This window comes from Actinoplanes sp. NPDC051470 (genome assembly GCF_040682035.1).
Taxonomy (GTDB): Bacteria; Actinomycetota; Actinomycetes; order Mycobacteriales; family Micromonosporaceae; genus Actinoplanes.
Window position 1 is genome coordinate 26,557 of the sequence record NZ_JBFBAA010000049.1, and the last position, 20,616, is coordinate 47,172.

The 20,616-nt window shown below is 71.2% G+C and carries 22 protein-coding genes and 2 pseudogenes; 14 read left to right on the top strand and 10 right to left on the bottom strand.

Annotation, left to right across the window (positions count from 1 at the left end; genetic code table 11):
• Positions 1-4: 4 nt before the first annotated feature.
• On the bottom strand, positions 5-469 hold the full coding sequence (locus AB0M54_RS44865) for a MerR family transcriptional regulator (RefSeq protein WP_364478894.1): 465 nt from the start codon (positions 467-469) through the stop codon (positions 5-7).
• Positions 470-559: 90 nt separating this feature from the next.
• Between AB0M54_RS44865 and AB0M54_RS44870 the strand changes: the two genes are divergently transcribed.
• Positions 560-1,021 carry a hypothetical protein gene (locus AB0M54_RS44870; RefSeq protein WP_364478897.1) on the top strand — a complete coding sequence of 154 codons (462 nt, stop codon included), beginning with the start codon at positions 560-562 and terminating at the stop codon, positions 1,019-1,021.
• Positions 1,022-1,339: 318 nt separating this feature from the next.
• On the opposite strand, the gene AB0M54_RS44875 is transcribed toward AB0M54_RS44870, so the two are convergent.
• Positions 1,340-3,571 carry a PEP/pyruvate-binding domain-containing protein gene (locus AB0M54_RS44875; protein ID WP_364478900.1) on the bottom strand — a complete coding sequence of 744 codons (2,232 nt, stop codon included), beginning with the start codon at positions 3,569-3,571 and terminating at the stop codon, positions 1,340-1,342.
• Between the two features lie 102 nt (positions 3,572-3,673).
• On the opposite strand from AB0M54_RS44875, the gene AB0M54_RS44880 reads away from it, so the two are divergent.
• Both AB0M54_RS44880 and AB0M54_RS44885 read left to right on the top strand, forming a co-directional pair.
• Complete coding sequence (locus AB0M54_RS44880) at positions 3,674-4,012, top strand: helix-turn-helix transcriptional regulator (RefSeq protein WP_364478903.1); 339 nt, start codon at positions 3,674-3,676, stop codon at positions 4,010-4,012.
• On the top strand, positions 4,009-4,692 hold the full coding sequence (locus AB0M54_RS44885) for a permease prefix domain 1-containing protein (RefSeq protein WP_364478906.1): 684 nt from the start codon (positions 4,009-4,011) through the stop codon (positions 4,690-4,692). Before AB0M54_RS44880 ends, AB0M54_RS44885 begins: the two co-directional genes overlap by 4 nt.
• 150 nt (positions 4,693-4,842) lie before the next feature.
• Here AB0M54_RS44885 and AB0M54_RS44890 read toward each other — a convergent pair whose 3' ends face one another.
• Genes AB0M54_RS44890 through AB0M54_RS44910 form a run of 5 tightly spaced genes read right to left on the bottom strand, consistent with a single transcriptional unit; the run spans position 4,843 to position 7,080 of the window.
• The gene (locus AB0M54_RS44890; protein WP_364478909.1) at positions 4,843-5,049 is read right to left on the bottom strand and encodes a hypothetical protein; all 207 of its coding nucleotides are present in this window, start codon (positions 5,047-5,049) and stop codon (positions 4,843-4,845) included.
• Positions 5,046-5,375: a metalloregulator ArsR/SmtB family transcription factor gene (locus AB0M54_RS44895; protein WP_364478912.1), complete on the bottom strand. Its 330-nt coding sequence runs from the start codon at positions 5,373-5,375 to the stop codon at positions 5,046-5,048. Before AB0M54_RS44895 ends, AB0M54_RS44890 begins: the two co-directional genes overlap by 4 nt.
• An 18-nt stretch (positions 5,376-5,393) precedes the next feature.
• Positions 5,394-6,644, bottom strand: coding sequence for a M28 family peptidase (locus tag AB0M54_RS44900; RefSeq protein ID WP_364478915.1), 1,251 nt, complete (start codon positions 6,642-6,644; stop codon positions 5,394-5,396).
• Positions 6,641-6,880, bottom strand: coding sequence for a hypothetical protein (locus AB0M54_RS44905; protein ID WP_364478917.1), 240 nt, complete (start codon positions 6,878-6,880; stop codon positions 6,641-6,643). The genes AB0M54_RS44900 and AB0M54_RS44905 overlap by 4 nt, the downstream gene beginning before the upstream one ends.
• A gap of 53 nt (positions 6,881-6,933) precedes the next feature.
• On the bottom strand, positions 6,934-7,080 hold the full coding sequence (locus tag AB0M54_RS44910; RefSeq protein WP_364478920.1) for a hypothetical protein: 147 nt from the start codon (positions 7,078-7,080) through the stop codon (positions 6,934-6,936).
• Positions 7,081-7,187: 107 nt separating this feature from the next.
• Between AB0M54_RS44910 and AB0M54_RS44915 the strand changes: the two genes are divergently transcribed.
• On the top strand, positions 7,188-7,565 hold the full coding sequence (locus AB0M54_RS44915; RefSeq protein WP_364478923.1) for a metalloregulator ArsR/SmtB family transcription factor: 378 nt from the start codon (positions 7,188-7,190) through the stop codon (positions 7,563-7,565).
• Positions 7,566-7,666: 101 nt separating this feature from the next.
• Here the strand turns inward: AB0M54_RS44915 and AB0M54_RS44920 are convergent, their stop codons facing one another.
• Entirely contained in the window at positions 7,667-7,996 is a 330-nt protein-coding gene (locus AB0M54_RS44920) for a metalloregulator ArsR/SmtB family transcription factor (RefSeq protein ID WP_364478926.1), read from the bottom strand.
• A 62-nt stretch (positions 7,997-8,058) separates the two neighbouring features.
• Here AB0M54_RS44920 and AB0M54_RS44925 point away from each other — a divergent pair, with 62 nt between their 5' ends.
• Positions 8,059-9,960, top strand: a complete 1,902-nt coding sequence (locus AB0M54_RS44925) for an NAD(P)-binding domain-containing protein (RefSeq protein WP_364478929.1) — start codon at positions 8,059-8,061, stop codon at positions 9,958-9,960.
• A 30-nt stretch (positions 9,961-9,990) separates the two neighbouring features.
• Here AB0M54_RS44925 and AB0M54_RS44930 read toward each other — a convergent pair whose 3' ends face one another.
• Positions 9,991-11,496, bottom strand: coding sequence for an NAD(P)-binding domain-containing protein (locus AB0M54_RS44930; protein ID WP_364478958.1), 1,506 nt, complete (start codon positions 11,494-11,496; stop codon positions 9,991-9,993).
• 332 nt (positions 11,497-11,828) lie between these two features.
• Here AB0M54_RS44930 and AB0M54_RS44935 point away from each other — a divergent pair, with 332 nt between their 5' ends.
• From AB0M54_RS44935 to AB0M54_RS44960, 6 genes are all read left to right on the top strand, one after another.
• On the top strand, positions 11,829-12,512 hold the full coding sequence (locus AB0M54_RS44935; RefSeq protein ID WP_364478932.1) for a helix-turn-helix domain-containing protein: 684 nt from the start codon (positions 11,829-11,831) through the stop codon (positions 12,510-12,512).
• The gene (locus AB0M54_RS44940; protein WP_364478935.1) at positions 12,509-13,165 is read left to right on the top strand and encodes an arsenate reductase ArsC; all 657 of its coding nucleotides are present in this window, start codon (positions 12,509-12,511) and stop codon (positions 13,163-13,165) included. Before AB0M54_RS44935 ends, AB0M54_RS44940 begins: the two co-directional genes overlap by 4 nt.
• A 50-nt stretch (positions 13,166-13,215) precedes the next feature.
• On the top strand, positions 13,216-13,968 hold the full coding sequence (locus AB0M54_RS44945) for an MIP/aquaporin family protein (RefSeq protein ID WP_364478938.1): 753 nt from the start codon (positions 13,216-13,218) through the stop codon (positions 13,966-13,968).
• A 103-nt stretch (positions 13,969-14,071) separates the two neighbouring features.
• Complete coding sequence (locus tag AB0M54_RS44950) at positions 14,072-14,476, top strand: arsenate reductase ArsC (protein ID WP_364478941.1); 405 nt, start codon at positions 14,072-14,074, stop codon at positions 14,474-14,476.
• Positions 14,477-14,489: 13 nt separating this feature from the next.
• Positions 14,490-15,443, top strand: coding sequence for a thioredoxin-disulfide reductase (trxB, locus tag AB0M54_RS44955; RefSeq protein WP_364478944.1), 954 nt, complete (start codon positions 14,490-14,492; stop codon positions 15,441-15,443).
• A 375-nt stretch (positions 15,444-15,818) separates the two neighbouring features.
• The gene (locus AB0M54_RS44960; RefSeq protein WP_364478947.1) at positions 15,819-18,218 is read left to right on the top strand and encodes an EAL domain-containing protein; all 2,400 of its coding nucleotides are present in this window, start codon (positions 15,819-15,821) and stop codon (positions 18,216-18,218) included.
• A gap of 141 nt (positions 18,219-18,359) precedes the next feature.
• Here the strand turns inward: AB0M54_RS44960 and AB0M54_RS44965 are convergent.
• Positions 18,360-18,585 (bottom strand): annotated as a pseudogene (locus AB0M54_RS44965) (YnfA family protein); the annotation flags it as partial.
• 41 nt (positions 18,586-18,626) lie between these two features.
• Here AB0M54_RS44965 and AB0M54_RS44970 point away from each other — a divergent pair.
• The 3 genes and pseudogenes from AB0M54_RS44970 to AB0M54_RS44980 all read left to right on the top strand — a co-directional run.
• A pseudogene (locus AB0M54_RS44970) lies at positions 18,627-18,980 on the top strand (CoA-disulfide reductase); the annotation flags it as partial.
• 107 nt (positions 18,981-19,087) lie between these two features.
• The gene (locus AB0M54_RS44975) at positions 19,088-19,873 is read left to right on the top strand and encodes a TnsA-like heteromeric transposase endonuclease subunit (RefSeq protein ID WP_364478950.1); all 786 of its coding nucleotides are present in this window, start codon (positions 19,088-19,090) and stop codon (positions 19,871-19,873) included.
• Positions 19,870-20,535, top strand: coding sequence for a hypothetical protein (locus tag AB0M54_RS44980; RefSeq protein WP_364478953.1), 666 nt, complete (start codon positions 19,870-19,872; stop codon positions 20,533-20,535). The genes AB0M54_RS44975 and AB0M54_RS44980 overlap by 4 nt, the downstream gene beginning before the upstream one ends.
• Positions 20,536-20,616: the final 81 nt, after the last annotated feature.

Sequence of the window (20,616 nt, forward strand, 5' to 3'; positions counted from 1 at the left end):
TCGGTCAGGACGAGCTCGTGGAGCCCGTAGCCCTGGTCGGCGGTCTCGGCGGGGCCGGGCCGGGGGTGCCGCTCGAGCGGTTGACGGGCGGGCTGCCGTCGAGCTGAGCGGTGAAACGGCACTGTCCGGTGCGGCACTCCTGCATTGTGGTGCTGATCAGCCGACGGGTGCGGCGCAGTTCGGCGATCTGGTGGTCGATGCGGTCGAGGGCGCCTTCGAGTCGCCATTGTTCGCTGTCGCAGGTGGCGGTGCCGGCGTCGTGGGCGTGCAGCATTTCGATGATCTCGTCGAGGGTGAAGCCGAGGTTCTGGAGCATGCGGGCCATCCGGATCCGCTCCACGGTCGAGGCCGGGTACTCCCGGAAGCCCGAGGGCCGACGGGCCGGCTCGGGCAAGACGCCGCGGCGTTCGTAGAACCGGACGGTGTCGATGGTCACCTCGGCTTCGGACGCCACCTGCCCAATCTTCACGTCGGTCACCTCTTGACTCTGGACCCGAGTCCAGAGTTTACGGTCGTGGGCGAACCTGGCGCAATCCGAACCGAGCAAGGGAGTTACGAGATGTCGAGTGATCCGACCGTGGCACCGATTCCGATCGTGTGCGACCTGACCAACGCGCGGGACACCGCGGAGGAGCGGGTGGCCGAGTACGGTCGGCTGTTCGCGCAGTCGCTGGCCGGGCGGGAGCGGACCGGGCAGCGGGTCCGGTTGCGGTTCCGCGCCGATGACGGCGTCGAGGCGTGGGTGCGTGACCTGGCCGCCCGGGAGAAGGCGTGCTGCCCGTTCTACGATTTCCAGATCAGCGCTACCGGTGGCGAGGTTTGGTGGGACATCGGCCTGGTCGACGGCGACGCCGACGGCGACATGGCCCGCGCGGCGCTGGATGAGTTCTACGATGCGCCCGACAACGTTGCGGGCGGTGTGGCCGGCATGAAGCAGCGGCTCGCTGACCATGGGATCGCGGTCACCACGAGCGAGTCCGGGACGGTCATGCAGTTCGACCGCACGAGCGCCGACGGCTGAGCCAGGGGCCGGGGCCGGCCACGTCCGACCTGCATTCGGCGCCGCGGCTGAGGTCAGTGAAACCATCAGCCGTGCCGGGCCAGCGTTTGCCGTCGGCGCCTACGGCTGGCGCGGCGGACATGGGAGCACAACACCGCCCGAGCCCGTAGTCGCCTTGCCATGCCAACAATCTGCACCAACACACCCGACCCGCGCTCGGGAGACCCTGCAAACCGCAGGTCACGGACTCGCCCCACTGCCATGATCACTGCGTTCCCACAACAGGCCTTTCGCGCGGACGGGGGTGCTGCCGAATCCGACGGTCGGGCGGCCTTCGGGTCAGGTCTGGTCGTGCACGGTGACGGTGCCGGTGGTGCCGTTGACGGTGACGCGTTGGCCGGTGTGCAGGCGGCGGGTGGCGTCGCCGGTACCGACGACGGCGGGGATGCCGTATTCGCGGGCGACGAGGGAGGCGTGGGCGGCGAGGGTGCCGCCGTCGGTGACGACCGCGGCGGCGAGAGCGAACAGTGGGGTCCAGGCCGGGGTGGTGGCCGGGGCGACCAGGACGTCGCCGTCGGCGAGGGTGGCGAAGTCGTGTGGTCCGGTGATGATGCGGACCGAGCCGGTGGCTTGTCCGGCGGAGGCGGGATGCCCGACGATCGCGGCGCGGATGTCGGCCGGGCCGCGGGCCTGCCGGACCATGCGGTCGATGACGTCACCGACGAGTCGGGGCGGGCGGCCCAGGGCCAACGGTGCCGGCAACCGCCGTTGCCGCTCCCAAGCGCGGCGCCCCGCGGCCGCTGTTGCCGTCAAAGGTGAGGCGTGCCCGGCGAGAGCGGCGTCGAGGTCGGTGCGGGTGCAGAAGAACACGTCGTCGGCGTCGTCGAGAACGCCGATGGCGGTGAGGTGTGCGCCGAGTCGGCGTACGCAGGAACGCAGTACCGGCCAGGCGAGGGTGAGCTCGCGGGCCTGCTGTTCCCGGATCACCGCGTAGCGCTGGGTGACCTCCACCAGCTGCCGGTAGTAGGCGAGCAACTCGGGCCGGTCGGCGAGCGCCGCCGCGCAGTGCTGCTCGGCGGCGGCGCGTTGGCCGGCAAGTTCGGCGTGCCGGTCACCGGCGGTGGTCGGTGGTGGCGGGAGTTCCCCGGCGGTCGGGTGGTACCAGTCGACGCTGTGCACCGCGTGCCCGGCCGTGGCCGGTTCGGCGCCGGGCAGGCCGCGTAGCAGCACTTGCGTGCCGCCGGCGGCGTCCGGTAGGACCGCGGCGAGGTGCTCGCGGACGAAGCGGGTCAGGCGGGCTTCCATCTTCCACGCCGACCCGCCCACGATCGCCAGGTACCACAGGCTGATGCCGGCCTGGCGGCCAAGCTGGTCCACCAGGGCGACAAGACGCCGCGGATCGGCGGTGCCGGCGTCGGCCTCAGCCTCGGTGACCAGGTGCCGGTAGCGGGGTGCCTGGTGGTCGCGCCACTGACGGGCGAGGCCGGACAGCACCGCGCGGTCGGCGTCGGCCGGGTCCCGGCCGACCCGGATGAGCGCGTGGTAGAGCACTTTGACGGCGCGGCGCCGACCCTGGCCGAGGACGCGGGCCAGCAGTGCGGGCGACGGTATGGGTGTGGCGTTGTAGTACCAGCCGTTGACCAGGGTCCAGCGGAACGGCACCCGCACCCCGACAGTGCCGTGCATGCCGTCGAGGTAGGCGTCCTCCAGGGCGGGCAGCAGCCAGGTGGCGAACAGGGGTGTCACCGGCTCGGGCAGCCATTCGCCCAGCCGGAAGTTGCGCGTCCACAACCCCGGGCCGGGCGGTGCCCAGGACACCGGGTCCGGCAGGGCGGTCATCGGCCGTGCCTGCAGCAGCCACAGCCGGCCCGCGTGGTCGATGGCCCACTCGACGTCCTGCGGCCGGTCGTATCGGTCGGCGACCCGGCGGGCGAGTACGGCGACCGCGGCAGCCGCGTCCGCGGTCAATGCGGGGCTGCGGGTCGGACCGGGCCGGGTCAGCGTGGCCCGGCCCGCGGCGATGGTCCACTCCTCACCGGTCGTCTCGCCGGATACCAGAGGGTCGCCCAGCCCGGGAACGGCGGTGACGATCGTCTGCCCGCGGTCACCGGTGACCGGATGCGCGGTGAACGCCACCCCGGCCGCGGCCGGATCGACCATCGCCTGCACGAGCACGGCCATCGCCCCGCCGGTGCCGCCGTGCCACTGCCGGTAGCCGGTCACGCGGTCGGCGTCGGCCGCGGCGAAACACCGTCGCACCGCGTCGGCGAGGCCACCGGCGGGCACGTTGAGGTAGGTCTCGTACAGCCCGGCGTAGGAGGCGTCCGGAAGGTCCTCGGCCGCCGCGGACGACCGGACCGCGTACTGGTCCGCACCCAGCCGGGCCACGGCCGCTGTCAGCCGCTCGGCCAGGCCGGGATCGCCGCGAGCGCCGGCCGGCACGACAACGCCGGGCGGGATCGCGAAGCCGGCCGTGAGCAGGTCGCCGAGGACCGAAGCCTTACCGCCCACCACCGCCCGGCCGCACGTGCCCGCGTCGGCCAGGTCCACGATCACCGTCTGCGTGTCCACCCCGCACCCCATAGGTAGTGTCGCAAAGTATTGTCTCGCTACAGTAAGCACGTCGGACCGAGCCGGGCAAGACCCGAGAGAGCAGAGGCGAGTGTGGTGGCGATGCGGCCGGAACTGCTCAAAGGTCATCTCGATGCGCTGCTGCTGGCCGTGCTGGAACCAGGTCCGCAGCACGGGTACGCGGTCATCGAGGCACTGCGGTCCGCCAGCGGCGGCACGTTGGATTTGCCGACCGGCACCGTCTACCCGGCGCTGCACCGCCTCGAGCGGGCCGGCCTGATCGCCAGCGAGTGGCAGACCGTGGACGGCAGGCGGCGCCGCGCCTACCACCTCACGCCGGCGGGGCACGCCGCGCTGGGTGAGCACCGCGCTCTCTGGGATCAGTTCTCCGCCGCCGTGGCCGCCGTGTTGTCCGCCCGGCCCCGACCCGCACCGGCATGAACACCCCACCGGCGCGCATCGACGCGTACCTGGCTGAGATCGCCGCGGGTCTGCACGGGCCGCGCCGGCGGCGGGCCCGGATCCTCGCCGAACTGCGCGACGGTCTCGACCAGGCGGTCGCCGACCAGATCACGGCCGGACTACCGGCCGAGCGCGCGGCGAGCGTGGCCATCGCCCGGTTCGGCACCCCGGCGGCCGTCGCGGACGCCTTCGCCGCCGAGCTGACCATCGGCTACGCCCGGCAGACCCTCGGCTGGTTCGTGGCCACCGGGCCGCTGGTCGGCATCTGGTGGCTGCTCCTGCTGCACCCACGCCCCTGGGGCTTGACCGCGTTGGTTGCCGCCATCCCGGCCATTCCGCTGGTCGCGGCCGGCCTCGCCACCACCGCGACCACCTTCGCCGCCACCGGCCGGCTGATGCGGTGGTTGCCCGAGGCCGGTGCCGGCCGGGCGGTGGTGGCTGTGCTCGCCGTGGCCGGGCTGGCCATCACCGGCGATCTGACCATCCTGGCCGTCTACCTCGGGTCGGATGCCCCGACGCCACCGCTGGGACTGGTCGCCGTCGCCGCCAGCCTGATCCGCATCGGCTTCAGCTCGATCACCATTCGCCGTGCCGCGGCCCTGCGGCGCCGTACGGCAACCCCGGACCGGTCCACGGTGGGCCGCAATGCTCGCCGGTGACCTGTTCGGGCTGCCTATCCCGGACGCCGGGCCGGTGTTCACCGCCGCGCTCGCCGGCCACCTCGCGGCCGGGCTGACCGCCGTCGTCGCCGGGGCGCGCGCCGCCGCCACGCGCAAGCGCCCCGGCCGTCACCCCCGAGCCGGCCACGTCTACCTGTGGGCACTCGCTGGAGTCGTCACCACCGCCGCGGTGATGGCCGTGATCCGATGCTCGGGCAGCTTGCTCGCGTCGAACGCCGTCCAGTCGGGGGCGGTGTGTTCGAAGCCGGCGTTGCCGGTGTCCATGCCGGCCTGGTAGATCGCCAGGACCTGCTTGGCGTCCTCGGCGCGCATGGCGCGGATCACGACGGCGGTCATGCGCAGCCTCCGGTCGCCGTCGGTGCGGGGCGGCCCATCACGACGTCGGCGGCGGACGGGAAGCAGTCGATGCAGCGGGCGTTGATCCGGTAGTGCCGGGCGGTGCCGACCGGCTCCACCAGGACGAAGCGCACCTCGGTGAGGATCTTCAGGTGCTGCGAGACGGTGGACTGGGCCAGGCCGACCGCGGCGACGATCTCCGCTACCGGCATAGGCCGGTTCTGCCGGGCCAGGTACTCCACGATCTGGACCCGGGTGGGGTCGGCGAGAGCGCGGAACCAGGAGGCGTACTCCTGCGCAATGCCCCGGTCGAGCAAGTCTGCCATCACTCACCAACTCCATCGTTAATCGCCGATTGCCGATGAACGTGTAGCCGGTGTCGTGGCCACCAACCATGCGGTCGCCACCACCAGGCGCGCGACGGCGATCAGAGCGCTGGTCTCGACGCGTTCCGGGATGTCGGCGGGACTGTGGTAGCCGGCCATGCCGGCGCCGATCCCGATCACGGGAAGGTCGGCGGCGGCGTAGCGGCGGTTGTCGGAGGCGACCGGCCCGGCGACCAGGGTCAGGCCGGTGTGGCGTCCCGCCTGGTGGAGTGCGGCGAGCAGTGGGTGCGCGGGGCCGCCGGCTTCGACGGCGGCGGCCTGGTGCAGGTGTCCGGCGCCGTCGACGTTGATGACCCACGGCTGCACGTCGTCGTCCCGCAACTGTGCGGCGTGGTGGGCGGAGCCGAGGGCGCCGGCTTCTTCGGCGTCGAGCAGCGCGACGGCGAGTCCGGCACCGCCCGGCAGGGCCGGGGCGAGGATCCGGGCGGCCTCCAGGACGACGGCGACGCCACTGGCGTTGTCGGCCGCCGCGGGCTGCCGCAGGCCGGGGTGGTCGCCGACGCCGTCGTAGTGCGCGGTCAGCAGCAGGTCCGGCTGCCCGTCGGCGGCGGTCCGCCACCGGGCGTGCACGTTCGCCGCGGACACGTCCACGCGCCGGATCGGCGTGTTGCCCGCCAGCCAGCCGACGCCCCGGTCGGCGGCCCGCAGCAGGCTCGCGTGGAGGCCGGGCTCGAGGCTCAGGACCGGCAGCGGTCCCGGATTTGGCCCGGCGAGCATCGTGTACTGCCAGCCGTCGGCGTCCACGGTGCGGCCGATCAGCAGTCCCGCCGCCCGGTCGGCGTGCCCGCCGGCGTCGGCCAGGCTCATCCCGGCCGGGACCAGCAGCCACCGCCCGGCCGACTCGCCGTGCCCGGCGACGGCGAGGTCCCCGCGGACCGGACGCGGCTGTTGCGCCGAGGCCAGGTGTACGGCCACGTCGCGGCCGAAGTCCAGCCGGCGGGTCTCGACGCCGTCGTGGCAGGACACCGTGGGCGCGGCGCACACCTCGGGTACCGCGGTGACCGGGAAGGCCTCGAGGCTGACGGCCGCGTCCAGGTCCGCGAGCTGCCCGCCCAGCCAGGCGCGGGCCGCCCCACCGCCGGGCGTGCCGACCCGCCGCCCGGCGAACGGCTCACCCGCCAGCGTGGCGACGGTGGCGGCCATGCTGGCGCCGTCCACCGCAGCCAGCAGCGGGTCGAGGCCGTCCACCGGGACGGTCGGGGTGGTCATCCGCAGCAGCCCTGGCCGGAGGCGACGGCGTCGGCCTTGGCGGTGCTGCCGCAGCAGGAGCCCTCCGCTGCCGCGTCGGTCGCGGTGCCGCAACACGGCCCGGCGTCGGCCGGCGCGGTGTCCGGGAGGGTGAGGGTGGCCTGTGGCGGGTTGCCGCAGCAGCCGCCGGTGCCGGCGACGTCGAGGGCTGCGGTCGGGTTGCCGGTGAAGCCGCCGGGGGTCTGGGTGTCGCTCATGGTCGTTCTCCTTCGTGGGTAGGGCGCTGCTGGACGGTCGGACTGGGAACGGGTCAGCGTGGCCAGGTCAGCGTGAGCGCGTGGCTGATGACGCGTTCGCGGTGCAGCCGGGCGCGGTCGGCGGCCGTGGTGACCTCGGCGCAGCTGTCGCAGAACTGGACGCCGGACAGGCGGGGCGTGCGGCGGGGGAGACGGAACATGGCGAACCTCCAGGTGATCGACGTCGATCGGTTTCGACAGTTGTCGAGTTTGATGTCTGTCGAAACCAAGACTTGCACACGGTTTCGAAATCTGTCAATCTCGATGTATGTCGAAATCAGTGGTGCCGCTCACCGTCGCTGACCTCGGCGCGGAAGCGCCGTGCTGCCCGCCGATCGCGCAGAACCGCATCCCCGCGCAGACCGCGGCGACGCTGGCGCCGGCGTTCAAGGCGCTCGGCGACCCGATCCGGCTGCAGCTGCTGTCGATGATCGCCTCGGCCGAGGGTGGAGAGGCCTGCGTCTGCGACCTCGCGCCGGCGTTCGAGATCTCCGGGCCGACGGTCTCGCATCACCTCAAGGTGCTGCGCGAGGCCGGATTGGTCGACGCTGAGCGCCGGGCCAGCTGGGTGTATTACCGTGCCCGGCCGGGCCTGATGCGCCAGCTCGCCGCCCTGCTGACTGTTGACGAGTCCGTCAGCGTTTAGCCGACCCGCACCGAGCCATCGAGGCGCGGTCGGCCGCCGACCCCCATCGCGGAGTGGTCGGCCTCGGGCCGCGACCTCGCAGCGATCCGCGAGCAGCTCGTCTATTGCCGATCCGGGGTGGCCTGCTCCGGCGGTGGGCAGCAGCACGCCAGGTAGCCCTGCAGGTCGTTCAGGCGGGCGCCGATCGTGGTGGGGTCGGCGCGGTAGCGCACGAGCTTGCCGTCGCGGGTCGCGGTGACCAGGCCGCCGCGGCGCAGGATGGCCAGTTGTTCGCTGGCGGTGGACTGACCCAGCCCGCAGCAGTCGGCGACCTCGCCGACGGTGAGCTGCTTGCCGCCCGCGAACAGGGTCATGATCTGCTGGCGGGTCTCGCTCGCGAGGGCTTTGAGGAAGTCCTGGGCGGCCCCGTCGAGCGCTGGTGGCGTGGTCATCGCGTTCAGTCTGCCCCATCCCGACGTTTCGTCATTTCCCGATCTGACGATACATTGCTGGCATGAGTTCTGTAGACCTCGTCGTCATCGGCGGTGGACAGGCTGGCCTGGCCACCGCCCACACCGCCCTCGGCCTGGGGCTACGTCCCCTGGTGCTGGACGCCGGACCCGGGCCGGGTGGTTCGTGGCCGTCGTACTACGACAGCCTGACGTTGTTCTCCCCGGCCCGGTCCTCGTCGCTGCCCGGTTTCGGCTTCCCCGGCGACCCGGACAGGTACCCGCTTCGTGACGAGGTGGTCGACTACCTGGCCGCCTACACCAACCGTCTGCAGGCCGAGGTGCGCTTCGCCAACACGGTCGCGCAGGTGCTGCCCGGCGACGGCGGATTCAGCGTCACCACTATGGACGGCACGACGGTGAGCTCACCAGCAGTCGTGGCGGCCACCGGCGGGTTCGGGGCCCCCTACCGGCCGTCGCTGCCGGGCTTGGACAACTTCACCGGGACGGTGCTGCACGCGGCGCAGTACCGCGATCCCGCACCGTTCGCCGGCTCCCGGGTCCTGGTGGTCGGCGGCGGCAACTCCGCGGTGCAGATCGCCGTCGAGCTGGCGACGGTGGCGAAGGTCAGCCTGACGACCCGCGGCCCGTTGCGGTTTCAGCCGCAGCGGTATCTGGGGCGCGACTTCCACTGGTGGCTGACCCGCACCGGCCTGGACTCGTCCCGGCTGGGTCCGCGGCTCGCGAAGGGGTCGGTGCCGGTGATCGACGACGGCCGCTACCGCACGGCGATCCGCGCCGGGCGACCCGACCATCGGCCGCTGTTCGCCCGACTCGACGGCGACCGGGTGGTGTGGCCCGACGGGACGTCCGAGCGGGGTCGACGTGGTGCTGCTGGCCACCGGCTACCGGCCTCATCTGCCCTTCCTGGACAGTGGCGGGGCGCTGGACGCCTATGGTGTGCCGATGCACACCGGTGGCGTGTCGACCGCCGTACCGGGTCTGGGTTTCGTGGGTCTGGAGCGGCAGCGCAGCTTCGCCTCGGCCACCTTGCGCGGTGTCGGCCGCGACGCGGCCCACGTCCTCACCGCCCTGCTACGCCGCCGGCCCGCGGGGCGGGCCACGGCCCGCCGGTGAGCACGGTCGCGGTCGCCGCGCGGCTGGTCGCGTCGATGCTGGCCATCGGTACGGCCCTGACCGTCGAGGACTCCCGCACGCTCGGACGCCGGCCCGCGGTGTTCGCGGCCGCCGTGGGACTGAACGTGATCGTCGTGCCGGGACTGGCCGTGGCGCTGACAAGGCTGGTTGATCTCGGTCCGCAGGCGTCGCTGGGCATCGTGCTGGCCGCCGCCGCGCCCGGCGGCGGGACCGGCGCGCTGCTGACCCTGTACGCCCGCGGGGACCTGGCCGTCAGCGCGGCGCTGCGGGGCGTCCACGCTCCGCTGGGCCTGCTCAGCGTCCCGGTCTGGGCGGCGGTGGCCGGGCACGACCTGCTGCCCACCGGCACAGCGGGCCTGTGGCTCATCGGCGTGGCCCTGGTGGGACAGCTGGTGCCGTTGGCCACGGGCATGTGGCTGCTGCGGCGCCGACCCAAGTCCGCCCGCCGGGTGCACCGAGCCGCGCGGCGGGTTGCGGACGTGCTGCTGGCGGTGCTGGTGGCGTACTTCGTGGTGACCGGCTGCAGCCGGCTACCGCAGCTGGGTTGGGAAACCGTCGCCGTCATCGCCGTGCTCGTGGCGGCGTGCCTGGCGCTGGTATTCCTGCCGTGGCCGGGCCCGGCAGGGGTCCGTCGTGCCGTCGCGATGACGACCACCGTGCGGAACCTGTCGCTGGCCTTGTTCGTCGCCTCCACCGCCTCCGCGACGGTGGTGCTGACCCTGCTGGCCTACGGCCTGCTGATGTACGGGTTCTCGGTGCCGGTCGCGTGGCGCCTGGCACGCCGCACACCGTCGGCAGCCACGCCCTGACCGGGTCGGGGCTGCGCGACGGCGGGGGCGTCACGAGCAGCAGGCGCCGCCCGCTGCGGGGGCGAGGCTGATCAGCCCGGTGACGCTGGGCAGTGCGCCGGGCTGTTCGGTGAGCGTGGCGATCCGCAGAGCGATCTCAGGGTCGAGGTTGATCTCGGCTGTCGCGGCGCGCACGGCGTCGCTGGTACTCGCCGATGTGGGCAGCAAAGCCATCGTCGCGGCGGCGAGCTTGGCGGGCACGTCCTCCTCGAGGCGGAAGCGGGCGGCGATGTCGCGGGATGCGGCTTCGGCGGCGAGGTTGGAGCCGCAGACCCCGGTCTCGGGCAAGTCGAGCTGGACGTCGTCGGCGGCGTCGAAGTCACCGGCCAGCGCGGCCGCGATGGAGCGGACCTGCTCGTAGCCGGTGGCCATCAGGAACGTCGGAGCCCGGCCGTAGGACTTCATGCCCACGGCGTAGTAGTTCGGCTCCGGCTGAGACAACTCCCGGTAGCCGTGCGGCTCGACGGTGCCGCAGGAGTGTTCATTCGGGTCGATCAGGTCCGCCAGGGTGCGGGTGCAGCCGAGGATCGGGTCCAGGTCCAGGCGCAACTCGGCGGCGATGCCGTGGTCGGGCCGGAACCCGGTGGCGGACGCCACCCGGTCGGCGGTGATCGTGCGCCCGTCGGCAGCGACCACGTCGATGCCGCCGCCGTTGCGGCGCACGGTGTGCACGCCGAAGGCTGCGACCAAGGTGACCTTGCCGGTGTCGACCAAGGCACGTAGCCCGCTGCCCAGCGCGCCGCGGGCGGGCAGTTCGTCGGCGTCCTCGCCGCCGAACGCCCGCTGCACGGATCCACCGCGCACGGCCCAGGTGATCCGGGTGCCGGGCGTGACGTCGGCGAGGCGGGCCAGGTCCAGCAGCGTGTTCGCGGCGGAGTGCCCGGCACCGACGACGACGGTGTGCCGGCCGGCGTGGGCGTCACGGTCGGCGCCGAGAACGTCGGGCAGGGCGTGGTCGATCAGGTCGGCGAGCTCGGCCTCACCGTGCGCGGGCAGGCCGTTGAGCCCGAGCGGGTTGGGAGTGCGCCAGGTACCGGAGGCGTCGATGACCGCGCTGGCGGTGACGTCAGTGCCGTCGGCGAGCCGGACGATGAACGGCTGGTCGACGCGACCGTCGGTCCGGACCCGATCCACCGCCACCCGGCTCATGGCGACGACACGGGCGCCGAAGCGCAGATACGCGGCGATCACGGGCAGCTTCGCGAGAGGCTGCAGGTAGTCCTCGACCAGCTGCGCGCCGGTCGGCAGCGCCTCGTCGTCAGGGGCGGCCCAGCCGGCGGCATCCAGCAGCCGCCGGGCGGCGGCGTCGATGTTGTAACGCCACGGGCTGAACAACACGACATGGGCCCACTGCCGCACCGACGCAGCGATCTCGGTACCGGCCTCGAGGACGAGGAACGCCATGCCCTGCTCGTGCAGGTGCGCGGCGGCGGCCAATCCGACCGGTCCGGCTCCGATGATCACGACCGGCAGGTCTTGCGGCTGCCCGCCGGCCATGGCGGCGGGCTGGGGCTGCATCAGCCGTACGGGGGCGGCGATGATCTGCACCGGGCTCGCCGCCGGGGCGCAACAACCGTCCGCGGTAGGTGCGCAGCAGTCGGTACCGGTGGTGTCGCTACTCATGAACGGGTGCTCCCTCGTGTCGTATCGGCAGGCGAACGTGGTGAGCCGCGGGGCAGCACCGCGTGGTGGTCCTGCGTTCGGCCTGTCCGCGCCGACCATCTCACATCAACCTGGACAAGCCGCGCAGCGCTGACGCAGATGACTATCAGGTGAACAGCCACCCGATACCCTTGCACCACCCCACAACCTCAGCAACCATTGAGTCAATGAACACTGAGCGGACATCGTTGAGGGAGCGGGCGCGGATCCACGCCGCGCTCGGCGACCCGGCACGCCTGGCGATCGTCGACGCGCTGAGCCTCGGTGACGCCTCGCCCGGCGAGATCGCCCACGACCTCGACATGGCGACGAACCTCGTCGCGCACCACGTCAAAGTCCTCGCCGAGGCCGGCCTGCTGGAACGCACCCGCTCCGAGGCCGACCGGCGCCGCACCTACCTGCGGCTACGCCCCGACACACTCACCCTGCTCACCCCGCCCCGCCTGCCGGAGGCGGCCCGGGTGGTCTTCGTGTGCACCCACAACTCGGCGCGCTCCCAGCTGGCCGCCGCCCTCTGGGCCGATCGCACCCACCGACCCGCCGCATCCGCCGGCACCCACCCCGCGCAGCGGGTCCACCCTCGGGCGGTGCGGGTCGCCCGCCGGCACGGCCTGCGGCTGAACCCGGCCGGCACCGCGCACATCAGCGACGTGGTCACCGACGACGACTTGGTCATCGCGGTCTGCGACAACGCCCACGAAGGCCTCACCGCGACGGTCTGGCCGCGGGTGCACTGGTCGGTGCCCGACCCGGTACGCGCCGACACCGACGCGGCGTTCGAGGCCGCCTACACCGACCTCGCGGGGCGCATCGACCGCCTCGCGCCCACGCTGACCGGAGACCCGTCATGACCGACACCACCGCCCACTGGCGTGCGGACCTGTCCATCGACCAGACCCTCGCCTTGAAGACCGCGGCGACCCGGCTCGCCGCCGAGTTCGACGGCACCTACGGCCCCGAGACCATCGAACGGTTCCTGCACACCAGCTACGAGCAGTTCGCCGCCCTCGGAAGCATCCCCAACTTCCTGCCGCTGCTCGCCGAGCGCTTCGCCCGCCAGCGCCTGCAGGCCCTGGCCCGCGTCGAGGGTCACCACCGTGACGGCAAACCGGTCGTGTTGTTCCTGTGCACCCACAACGCCGGCCGCTCCCAGATGGCCCTGGGCTTCTTCAGCCACCTCGCCGGTGACAACGCCATCGCCTGGTCCGGCGGCTCCGAGCCCGGCAACCAGATCAACGCCGCCGCTGTCGCCGCCATGCGTGAACGCGGCATCGACATCTCCGGCGAGTACCCCAAGCCCTGGACCGACGAAGTCGTCCGCGCCGCCGACGTGGTGATCACCATGGGCTGCGGCGACGCCTGCCCGGTCTTCCCTGGCACCCGGTATGAGAACTGGGACCTCGACGACCCCGCCGGCCTGGAGGTCGCCGACGTACGACCGATCCGCGACGAGCTCGAACGCCGCGTGCGCCGGCTCCTGGACGAGCTGCACGTGCCCGCCTGACCTCGCACCGACACCCGATCCCGACCCGTTCACCTGGAGAACCTCGACTCATGAACACTGTTGCGACCTGGCGGCGCCTGCTCGCCGAGTTCGTCGGCACCGCGATGCTGGTGACCGCCGTTGTCGGCTCCGGCGTCATGGCGACTACCCTGTCGCCGGACGACGTCGGCCTGCAACTGCTCGAAAACTCGGTCGCGACCGCGTTCGCGCTGGGCGCGCTGATCCTGACGTTCGGGCCGGTGTCCGGGGCGCATTTCAACCCGGTCGTCTCGGCCGCGGACTGGTTCCTCGGCCGCCGCACCCGCTCCGGCCTGACCGCCTCCCAGCTGGGCGGCTACGCCGCCGCACAGACTCTCGGGGCGATCGCCGGCTCGGTCCTGGCCAACCTCATGTTCGACCTCGCCGCCGTCGACCTGTCCAGCAAGCAACGCTCCGCCGGGCACCTGTGGCTCGGTGAGGTCGTCGCCACGACCGGGCTGATCCTGCTGATCTTCGCCCTCGCCCGCTCCGGCAGGGCGGCGGTGGCCCCGGCGGCGGTCGGCGCGTACATCGGCGCGGCGTACTGGTTCACCAGCAGCACCAGCTTCGCCAACCCGGCCGTGACGATCGGCCGCGCGTTCACCGACACCTTTGCCGGGATCGCCCCCGCCTCCGTGCCCGGCTTCGTCATCGCCCAGGTCATCGGCCTCGCCGTCGGCGTGGGACTGCTGCTCGCCCTCTACCCCGGTGCAGGGGAGGCAGCCGACGAGGTCGTCGTCGCCCACGACAGCACCGACGCCGCCGGGCGCGCGAGCCGTCGATGACCGGCCGTCCACCCTTCGCCGCGCTGATCAACCCGGCTCGCACCCCGGCCATCATCAGATGCTCGACCTGAACACCCATCGACACCACCAGGAGACACTCCCGATGAGCAAGCCCAGCGTCCTGTTCGTCTGCGTCCACAACGCCGGCCGTTCCCAGATGGCCGCCGGCTGGCTGCGCCACCTCGCCGGCGACGCCGTCGAGGTCCGCTCGGCCGGCTCCGCACCCGGCAAGACGATCAACCCGGCCGCGGTCGAGGCGATGGCCGAGGTCGGCATCGACATCACCGACCAGACCCCCAAGAAACTCGAATGGGAGACCGCCGAGTCATCCGACGTGATCATCACGATGGGCTGCGGTGACGCCTGCCCGATCTTCCCCGGCAAACGCTACGAGGACTGGAAGCTCGAGGACCCGGCCGGCAAGGGCGTCGATTCCGTGCGGCCGATCCGCGACGAGATCAAGACCCGCATCGAGGCGCTGCTGGCCGACCTGATCCCGGCCGCCTGACGTGGAGCAGGATGTGGTCCGGAATCTGATCATCATTGGCTCGGGCCCGTCCGGTTACACCGCGGCTTTGTATGCGGCCCGGGCGAACCTCAAGCCCCTCGTCATCGAGGGCGTGCAATCCGGCGGTGCGCTGATGACCACCACCGAGGTCGAAAACTTCCCGGGTCACCCGGACGGCATCATGGGCCCCGAACTCATGGACAACATGCGCAAGCAGGCCGAGCGCTTCGGCGCCGAGTTCATCACCGACGACGTCACCCGCGTCGAGCTGGACGACAAACCCACCGAGGCCGGCACCGAGGGCCTCAAGACCGTCTGGGTCGGCGAAACGCAATACTTCGCCCGCGCCGTCATCCTGTCCATCGGATCCGCGTGGCGTCCGCTGGGCGTCCCCGGCGAGCAGGAACTGCTCGGCCACGGTGTCTCGTCGTGTGCGACCTGTGACGGCTTCTCCTTCCGCAACCAGCACATCATCGTGGTCGGCGGTGGCGACTCCGCGATGGAGGAGGCGACCTTCCTCACCCGCTTCGCGCAGACCGTGACGATCGTGCACCGCCGCGACGACTTCCGGGCCAGCAAGGTGATGGCGCTGCGCGCGAAGAGCAACCCGAAGATCAAGGTCGAATGGAACAGCGTCGTCGAGGAGATCCTCGGTGACGACGGCAAGGTGGTCGGCGCCCGGCTGCGTAATCTGCAGACCGACCAGACCAAGGTGCTCGATGTCACCGGCGTCTTCGTCGCCATCGGCCACGACCCCCGCAGCGAGCTGTTCAAGGGTCAGATCGAGATGGACGACGACGGGTACGTCAAGGTCGACGTCCCCAGCACCCGCACCAACATCCCAGGCGTGTTCGCCGCCGGCGACCTCGTCGACCACACCTACCGCCAGGCCATCACGGCCTCCGGCACCGGCTGCGCCGCCGCGCTCGACGCGGAACGGTACATCGCCTCCTTCCTCGAACTTTGATCCCTCAGCCCCGCACAAGCCCGTCGCCGGTTCGATGTCTTCACGCCGGCACTCCAACGCCGCCGGGACGGACGCATCTGTCCTGGCGTGCAGCCGATCCGCGACGGGGTCGATCGGTGTGTCCGCCCTGCTGAACCAGCTGGAGATCTCCGCCGCGAAGGGCGTGAACTGGTGCGGCTGCACGTCATCAGTGGGGCCGGCATCAGGGTCAGCGCCGCTGCTGGCTGAGACCGTTCCGCCCTGCCCCAACGTCGCAAGCACACGGAGCGGGTTTCTCAGGTCGCGAAGGGCCGGGCCGAAGTGCCAGGCATGGAGATGGTGCGTGGGGCTGGGCCTGCACGTCGGGCGCGGGGAACCGCCGCGGCGGTCCCGCCGGTGTCGGCGGTGGTGGGTCGCCGGGTGCTCGGGTGCTCGGCGGCGCAGTGGCGGCTGGTAGCACTGTTTCTGGCGTTGTCCCTGATTCCCCTGACCGGTCTGGCGGTGTACATCCGGGGAACCGTGCGGGACCTCCAGGTACAGACCGCAGTCGGTGGTCTGATGAACTTCGCCGACGCCAAGCAGCAAGGCGTCATCCGCTTCCTCGGGCAGAACGAGAAATTCGCCACGGAACTCGCCGCTCAGATCAACGCGACCGGCCCGGACAGCGTGCGGCCATTGTTCACCTCGACCGTCGCCACCGACGTGTTCCACGCCGACGACCACCCGTTCACCGAAGAAATCGCGGCCGGAACCCGCCACATTCCCACGTTGAAGACCTACCAGGCGGTCGACTTCGTCCGTGGGGGCGTCATCGTCGTGTCGTCCGATCAGGCACGCGAGGGTCTGCGTTGGGATCGCCCGGTCGACCTGAGCACCGGTTACTCCGACGTCTACCTGGTCGACAACGAGCCGTACCTGACCTTCGGCGCGCCCGCCCGGGACGGCATGGTCTACGTGCACGCCGACGCCCTCATGCTCACCAACATCGTCAACGGCGAGATCGGCAACCTGGAGGGCAAAGCCGGCGCGTTCTACCTCGCCGGCGTCGGCAAGACCTTCGACTACTACCTCGTCAACCGCAACAACATCATGATCACCGAGTCCCGGGTGCATCCCGCCGCGATGCTCACCCGTACGGGCAGCGTCGTACCGTGGACGCGCACCCAGCACGGAGCCCATGACCCGGTGTGCCACGCCGGGAAATACACCCCGAACGCGGGCGTCGCGACCGGCTGCCGAGAGGCCATGGGCTTCTACCCGTCACCGGACGGCCACGAGATGCTCGGCGCCTCGATGCCGTTCTACGACTCGGGCTGGACGATCGTCGTCGAGCAGGACTCCGCCGAACTCCTCGCACCGCTTACCGCGCTACAGAACCGCATCTGGGCCATCCTCGGCGTGATCGTGCTGCTCATCGTGATGTTCGCCGTCGCGGTTGCCCGGCGCGTCACGGTGAAGGAGACCAGCAGCCTGGCAGCCGTGCACGAGGCGTCCCACGACTCGCTGACCGGGCTGCCGGGCCGCACCCTGTTCCTGCAGCGACTCGATCACGAACTGGCCGCTTCCGGCGGCGAGTCCGAAGTGAGCGTGCTGTTCATCGATCTCGCCCGGTTCAAGGCGGTCAACGACACCCTCGGTCACCACGCCGGCGACGAACTGCTGGTGAAGGTGGGCGAACGCATCCGTGACTGCCTGCGCGACGAGGACCTGGCCGCGCGGCTCGGCGGGGACGAGTTCGCGGTCCTGGTGGCCGGCGCCGGCGCGGGCACCGGGGTCCGGGTCGGCGAACGGATCATCGACGCCCTCAAGCGGCCGATTCTGATCTGTGGCAAGGAGATCTTCATCGGCGCCAGCATCGGCGTCGCCGACGTCTCGTCATCGCGCGACGCCAGTCAACTGCTCGGCAACGCCGATCTGGCGATGTACTGCGCGAAGAAGGAAGGTTCACGCCGTCCCGTGATGTTCGCCGAGCACATGCTCACCGGACTCGTCGAACGCCTGGAACTGCCCGGCGAACTCCAGCAGGCCATCGGCACCGAGCAGATCTGGGTGCAGTACCAGCCGCTGCTCGACCTCAACACCGGTGTCGCCCTCGGTGTCGAGGCGCTCGCCCGGTGGACCCACCCCGCCCGCGGCACGATCAGCCCGGCACTGTTCATCCCAATGGCCGAAGAGACCGGCGCCATCGTCGACCTCGGCCGCTGGGTGCTGCGCGAGAGCTGCCGGCAGGCGGCCCAATGGCGACAGGAAGACAACCCGACGCTGACCCTGAGCGTCAACGTCTCCGCCCGCCAACTCCTCGACGGGCAACTCGCCATCGACATCGAGGAAATCCTCACCGAAACCGGCCTGCCCCCCGCAGCCCTGACTCTCGAGCTGACCGAAAGCATCCTCATGGACGAACCCGCCAAAAGCCTGCACCGCCTCCGCGAACTCAAAGGCCTCGGCGTACGCCTGGCCATCGACGACTTCGGAACCGGCTACTCATCCCTGTCATACCTGCGCCAATTCCCCGTCGACGAACTCAAAATCGACAAATCCTTCATCGACCGCATCAACGCCGGGCAGGAAGATTTCGCGATCGTCCGCACCGTCATCGAACTGGCCCACACCCTCGACATGCAAACCATCGCCGAGGGAATCGAAACCCCCGACCAACTCGACTCCCTACGGCGCCTGGGCTGCGAACTCGGCCAGGGCTACCACTTCGCCCGCCCCCTCGACCCGGACCGCGCCCACGACTACCTCGCCAACCATCGCCAGCCATCCGGCCAGAGCTTGGCGACCACGCCGTAAACAAGCGAGCCATACGCCCGGCATTCGCGGCGCGCGACCCCTGGCCGCGAACGCCTAGGCCATCGGCCGGTACCGACGGCGCATTGCCGCGTCGCCACCCCTCACGGTGACTGGCTCGCTCGTACCTTCCCTAGCCAGGCCCAGCGACCCGGCGACGAACACCCCGCCGTAGGCGGGCAGGATCCGGCCGAAAGTTCGCATCCGGCTGGAAGGTGGCGACGAATCCGTAGGCGCCGAGCGCGGCGATGCCGGCACCGATTCAGAGCACGCCTTTGTGTTCGCCGACGCCTTGCCAGATCAGACGGGCGCCACCGATCTCGGCCAGCGCGGCGACAGCGAACAGCAGTATGGACCGGATGATCGTCACCGGCGTATGCCACCACACCGCCCGGGCGCGGCACCGGACTTCGTGACGGCTCCGCCCGTGAGGCCGGCTACGACCCGCTCACGGTCGCCACATTCGCCGATGACCACAAGGCCTACTATCCCGGTGCCACGCCCATCCGTATCCGGGTCACCGGGGACCGCACCACCGGGCGACTGCTCGGCGCGCAGTTGCTCGGCTCGCGCGGTGCGGAGATCGCCAAACGCATCGACACCTACGCCACCGCCATCGGCTACGGCGCCGCTGTCGCCGACATCGCCGCCCTGGACCTGTCTTACACCCCACCGTTGGGCAGCCCCTCGGACGCGGTACAGATCGCCACGACCGCCTGGCAACGCCACCACATCACCAGCCAGGGGCCAGTCCCTAACGGGTGAATTCATAGGTCGCGCAGACCAGCTTGCCGCCAGATGCGGTATCGATGAATGCTATGACGCCGGATGGCGCACCGAGCACGACGCTGGTTCGGTCGGACAGCTGCACGGTGACGGACCTGGTCGAGCCGTACGGCATCGCATCGTGCGACTGCGATGACCTGCTGGTGACGCCCGGCTGGGCCCGACGCTGGACGGCCACCTGGCGGGTGAACGGCGCTGAGATCGTGTGCCCGGTGCGCGACATGGCCTCGGTGCCGCCCGGCCGAGTCGAGCCGTTGCGCCGTTTCGCGTGGCGCACCGGTCAACGGCATCGGCCAGGGCTGCAGTATCTGGTCAGTATCGGTCGGCATCATGGATTCGAGAGCATGGCTGAGCAGCGGTTGCTGCTGGCGCTGGACTTCGTCCCGGGGTTGCTTGACGTGTATTCGCAGCCGCTGTTGCTGCGCTACGGCACCCGCGCCGGATGGCGCCGTCACGTCCCGGACTTCCTCACGGTCACGAATGGTGGAACAACGTTGATCGACGTGCGGCCGGGCGCACGGATCACCGGCGAGGACCGGGAGGCGTTCGCGGCGACAGCTGAAGCGGCGCTGGCTGTTGGGTGGTGCTACCTGGTGGTGCCGGGGTGGCGTGCCCAGGTCATGACCACGATCGACGCGCTGTCGGCGCAGCGCAGACAGCTGCATGACCCGCTCGGCGTGATCGCCGTGCTGCTCGCGGCCGTCGGCCAGCGCGGATCCACGGTCGGTCAACTGGTAGCCGGGTGCACGATGCCGGCACTGGGCCGCGCGTTCGTGGTCCATCTGCTCTGGCATCGACGGCTGGGTGTCGATCTAGCTCTTCCGCTGACCGACCGCTCCCCGATCTGGCCGGCAGCCCCGGCGGCACCATGAGCGTCCCGGCGGCACCGCTCGATGTGGTGGCCGGATGCCGGCTGGTCCTGCACGGTGTCGCCTGGACGGTCGAGCAGGTCCTGGTCCACCACGGCCGGGTCTTGCTGCGCGATGAGCACGGCGAACGCCGCCCTGCCTCCGTTCGTGAGCTGGTCGCGGCGGCCCGACCGGCGGTCACGCCGGGACCTCGAGCGCAGCGTCAGCCGGCCGGGCTCGATGACCTCACGAGTCAAGCTCGTGAGCAGCTGCTGCTCAGGGTGGCGCACCTGCTGGAGGTCGAGACGGGCTTCCGCGGTGGTGAGCCGCACCGCCCTGCGCCGGGTGAACCGCGGTCCAGGTACGACCCGGCGGTGACCACGCTGACGCAACGTCGCGCAGCGAAAATCGCCGAGCTGCAGGCGTGGAGCGACGATGCGGCGGCTTTGCTGGGGTTGCGCCAGGTCAGTGAGCGCACGCTGCGACGGTGGGCGGCGGCCTTTCACCGCTTCGGGGTCATCGGCTGCGCCGACGGACGGTTACTGCGGCGCGGCGGTGACCGGCCGAGCATCACCGAACCGGTGCGGGAGGCGATCTACGCCGTACGGGCCGAGACCCTGCACCGTTCGACGGTGAGCATGCGGGCCCGTGAACGGCTGATCCACCAGTACGTAAGACCCTGGTAAATAAGGGTTTTAGGTGTGTTGGTGACGGGCGAGGCGGCGGGTCATGATGATGATCATGGCCCATTGGACCATCGCCGCGTG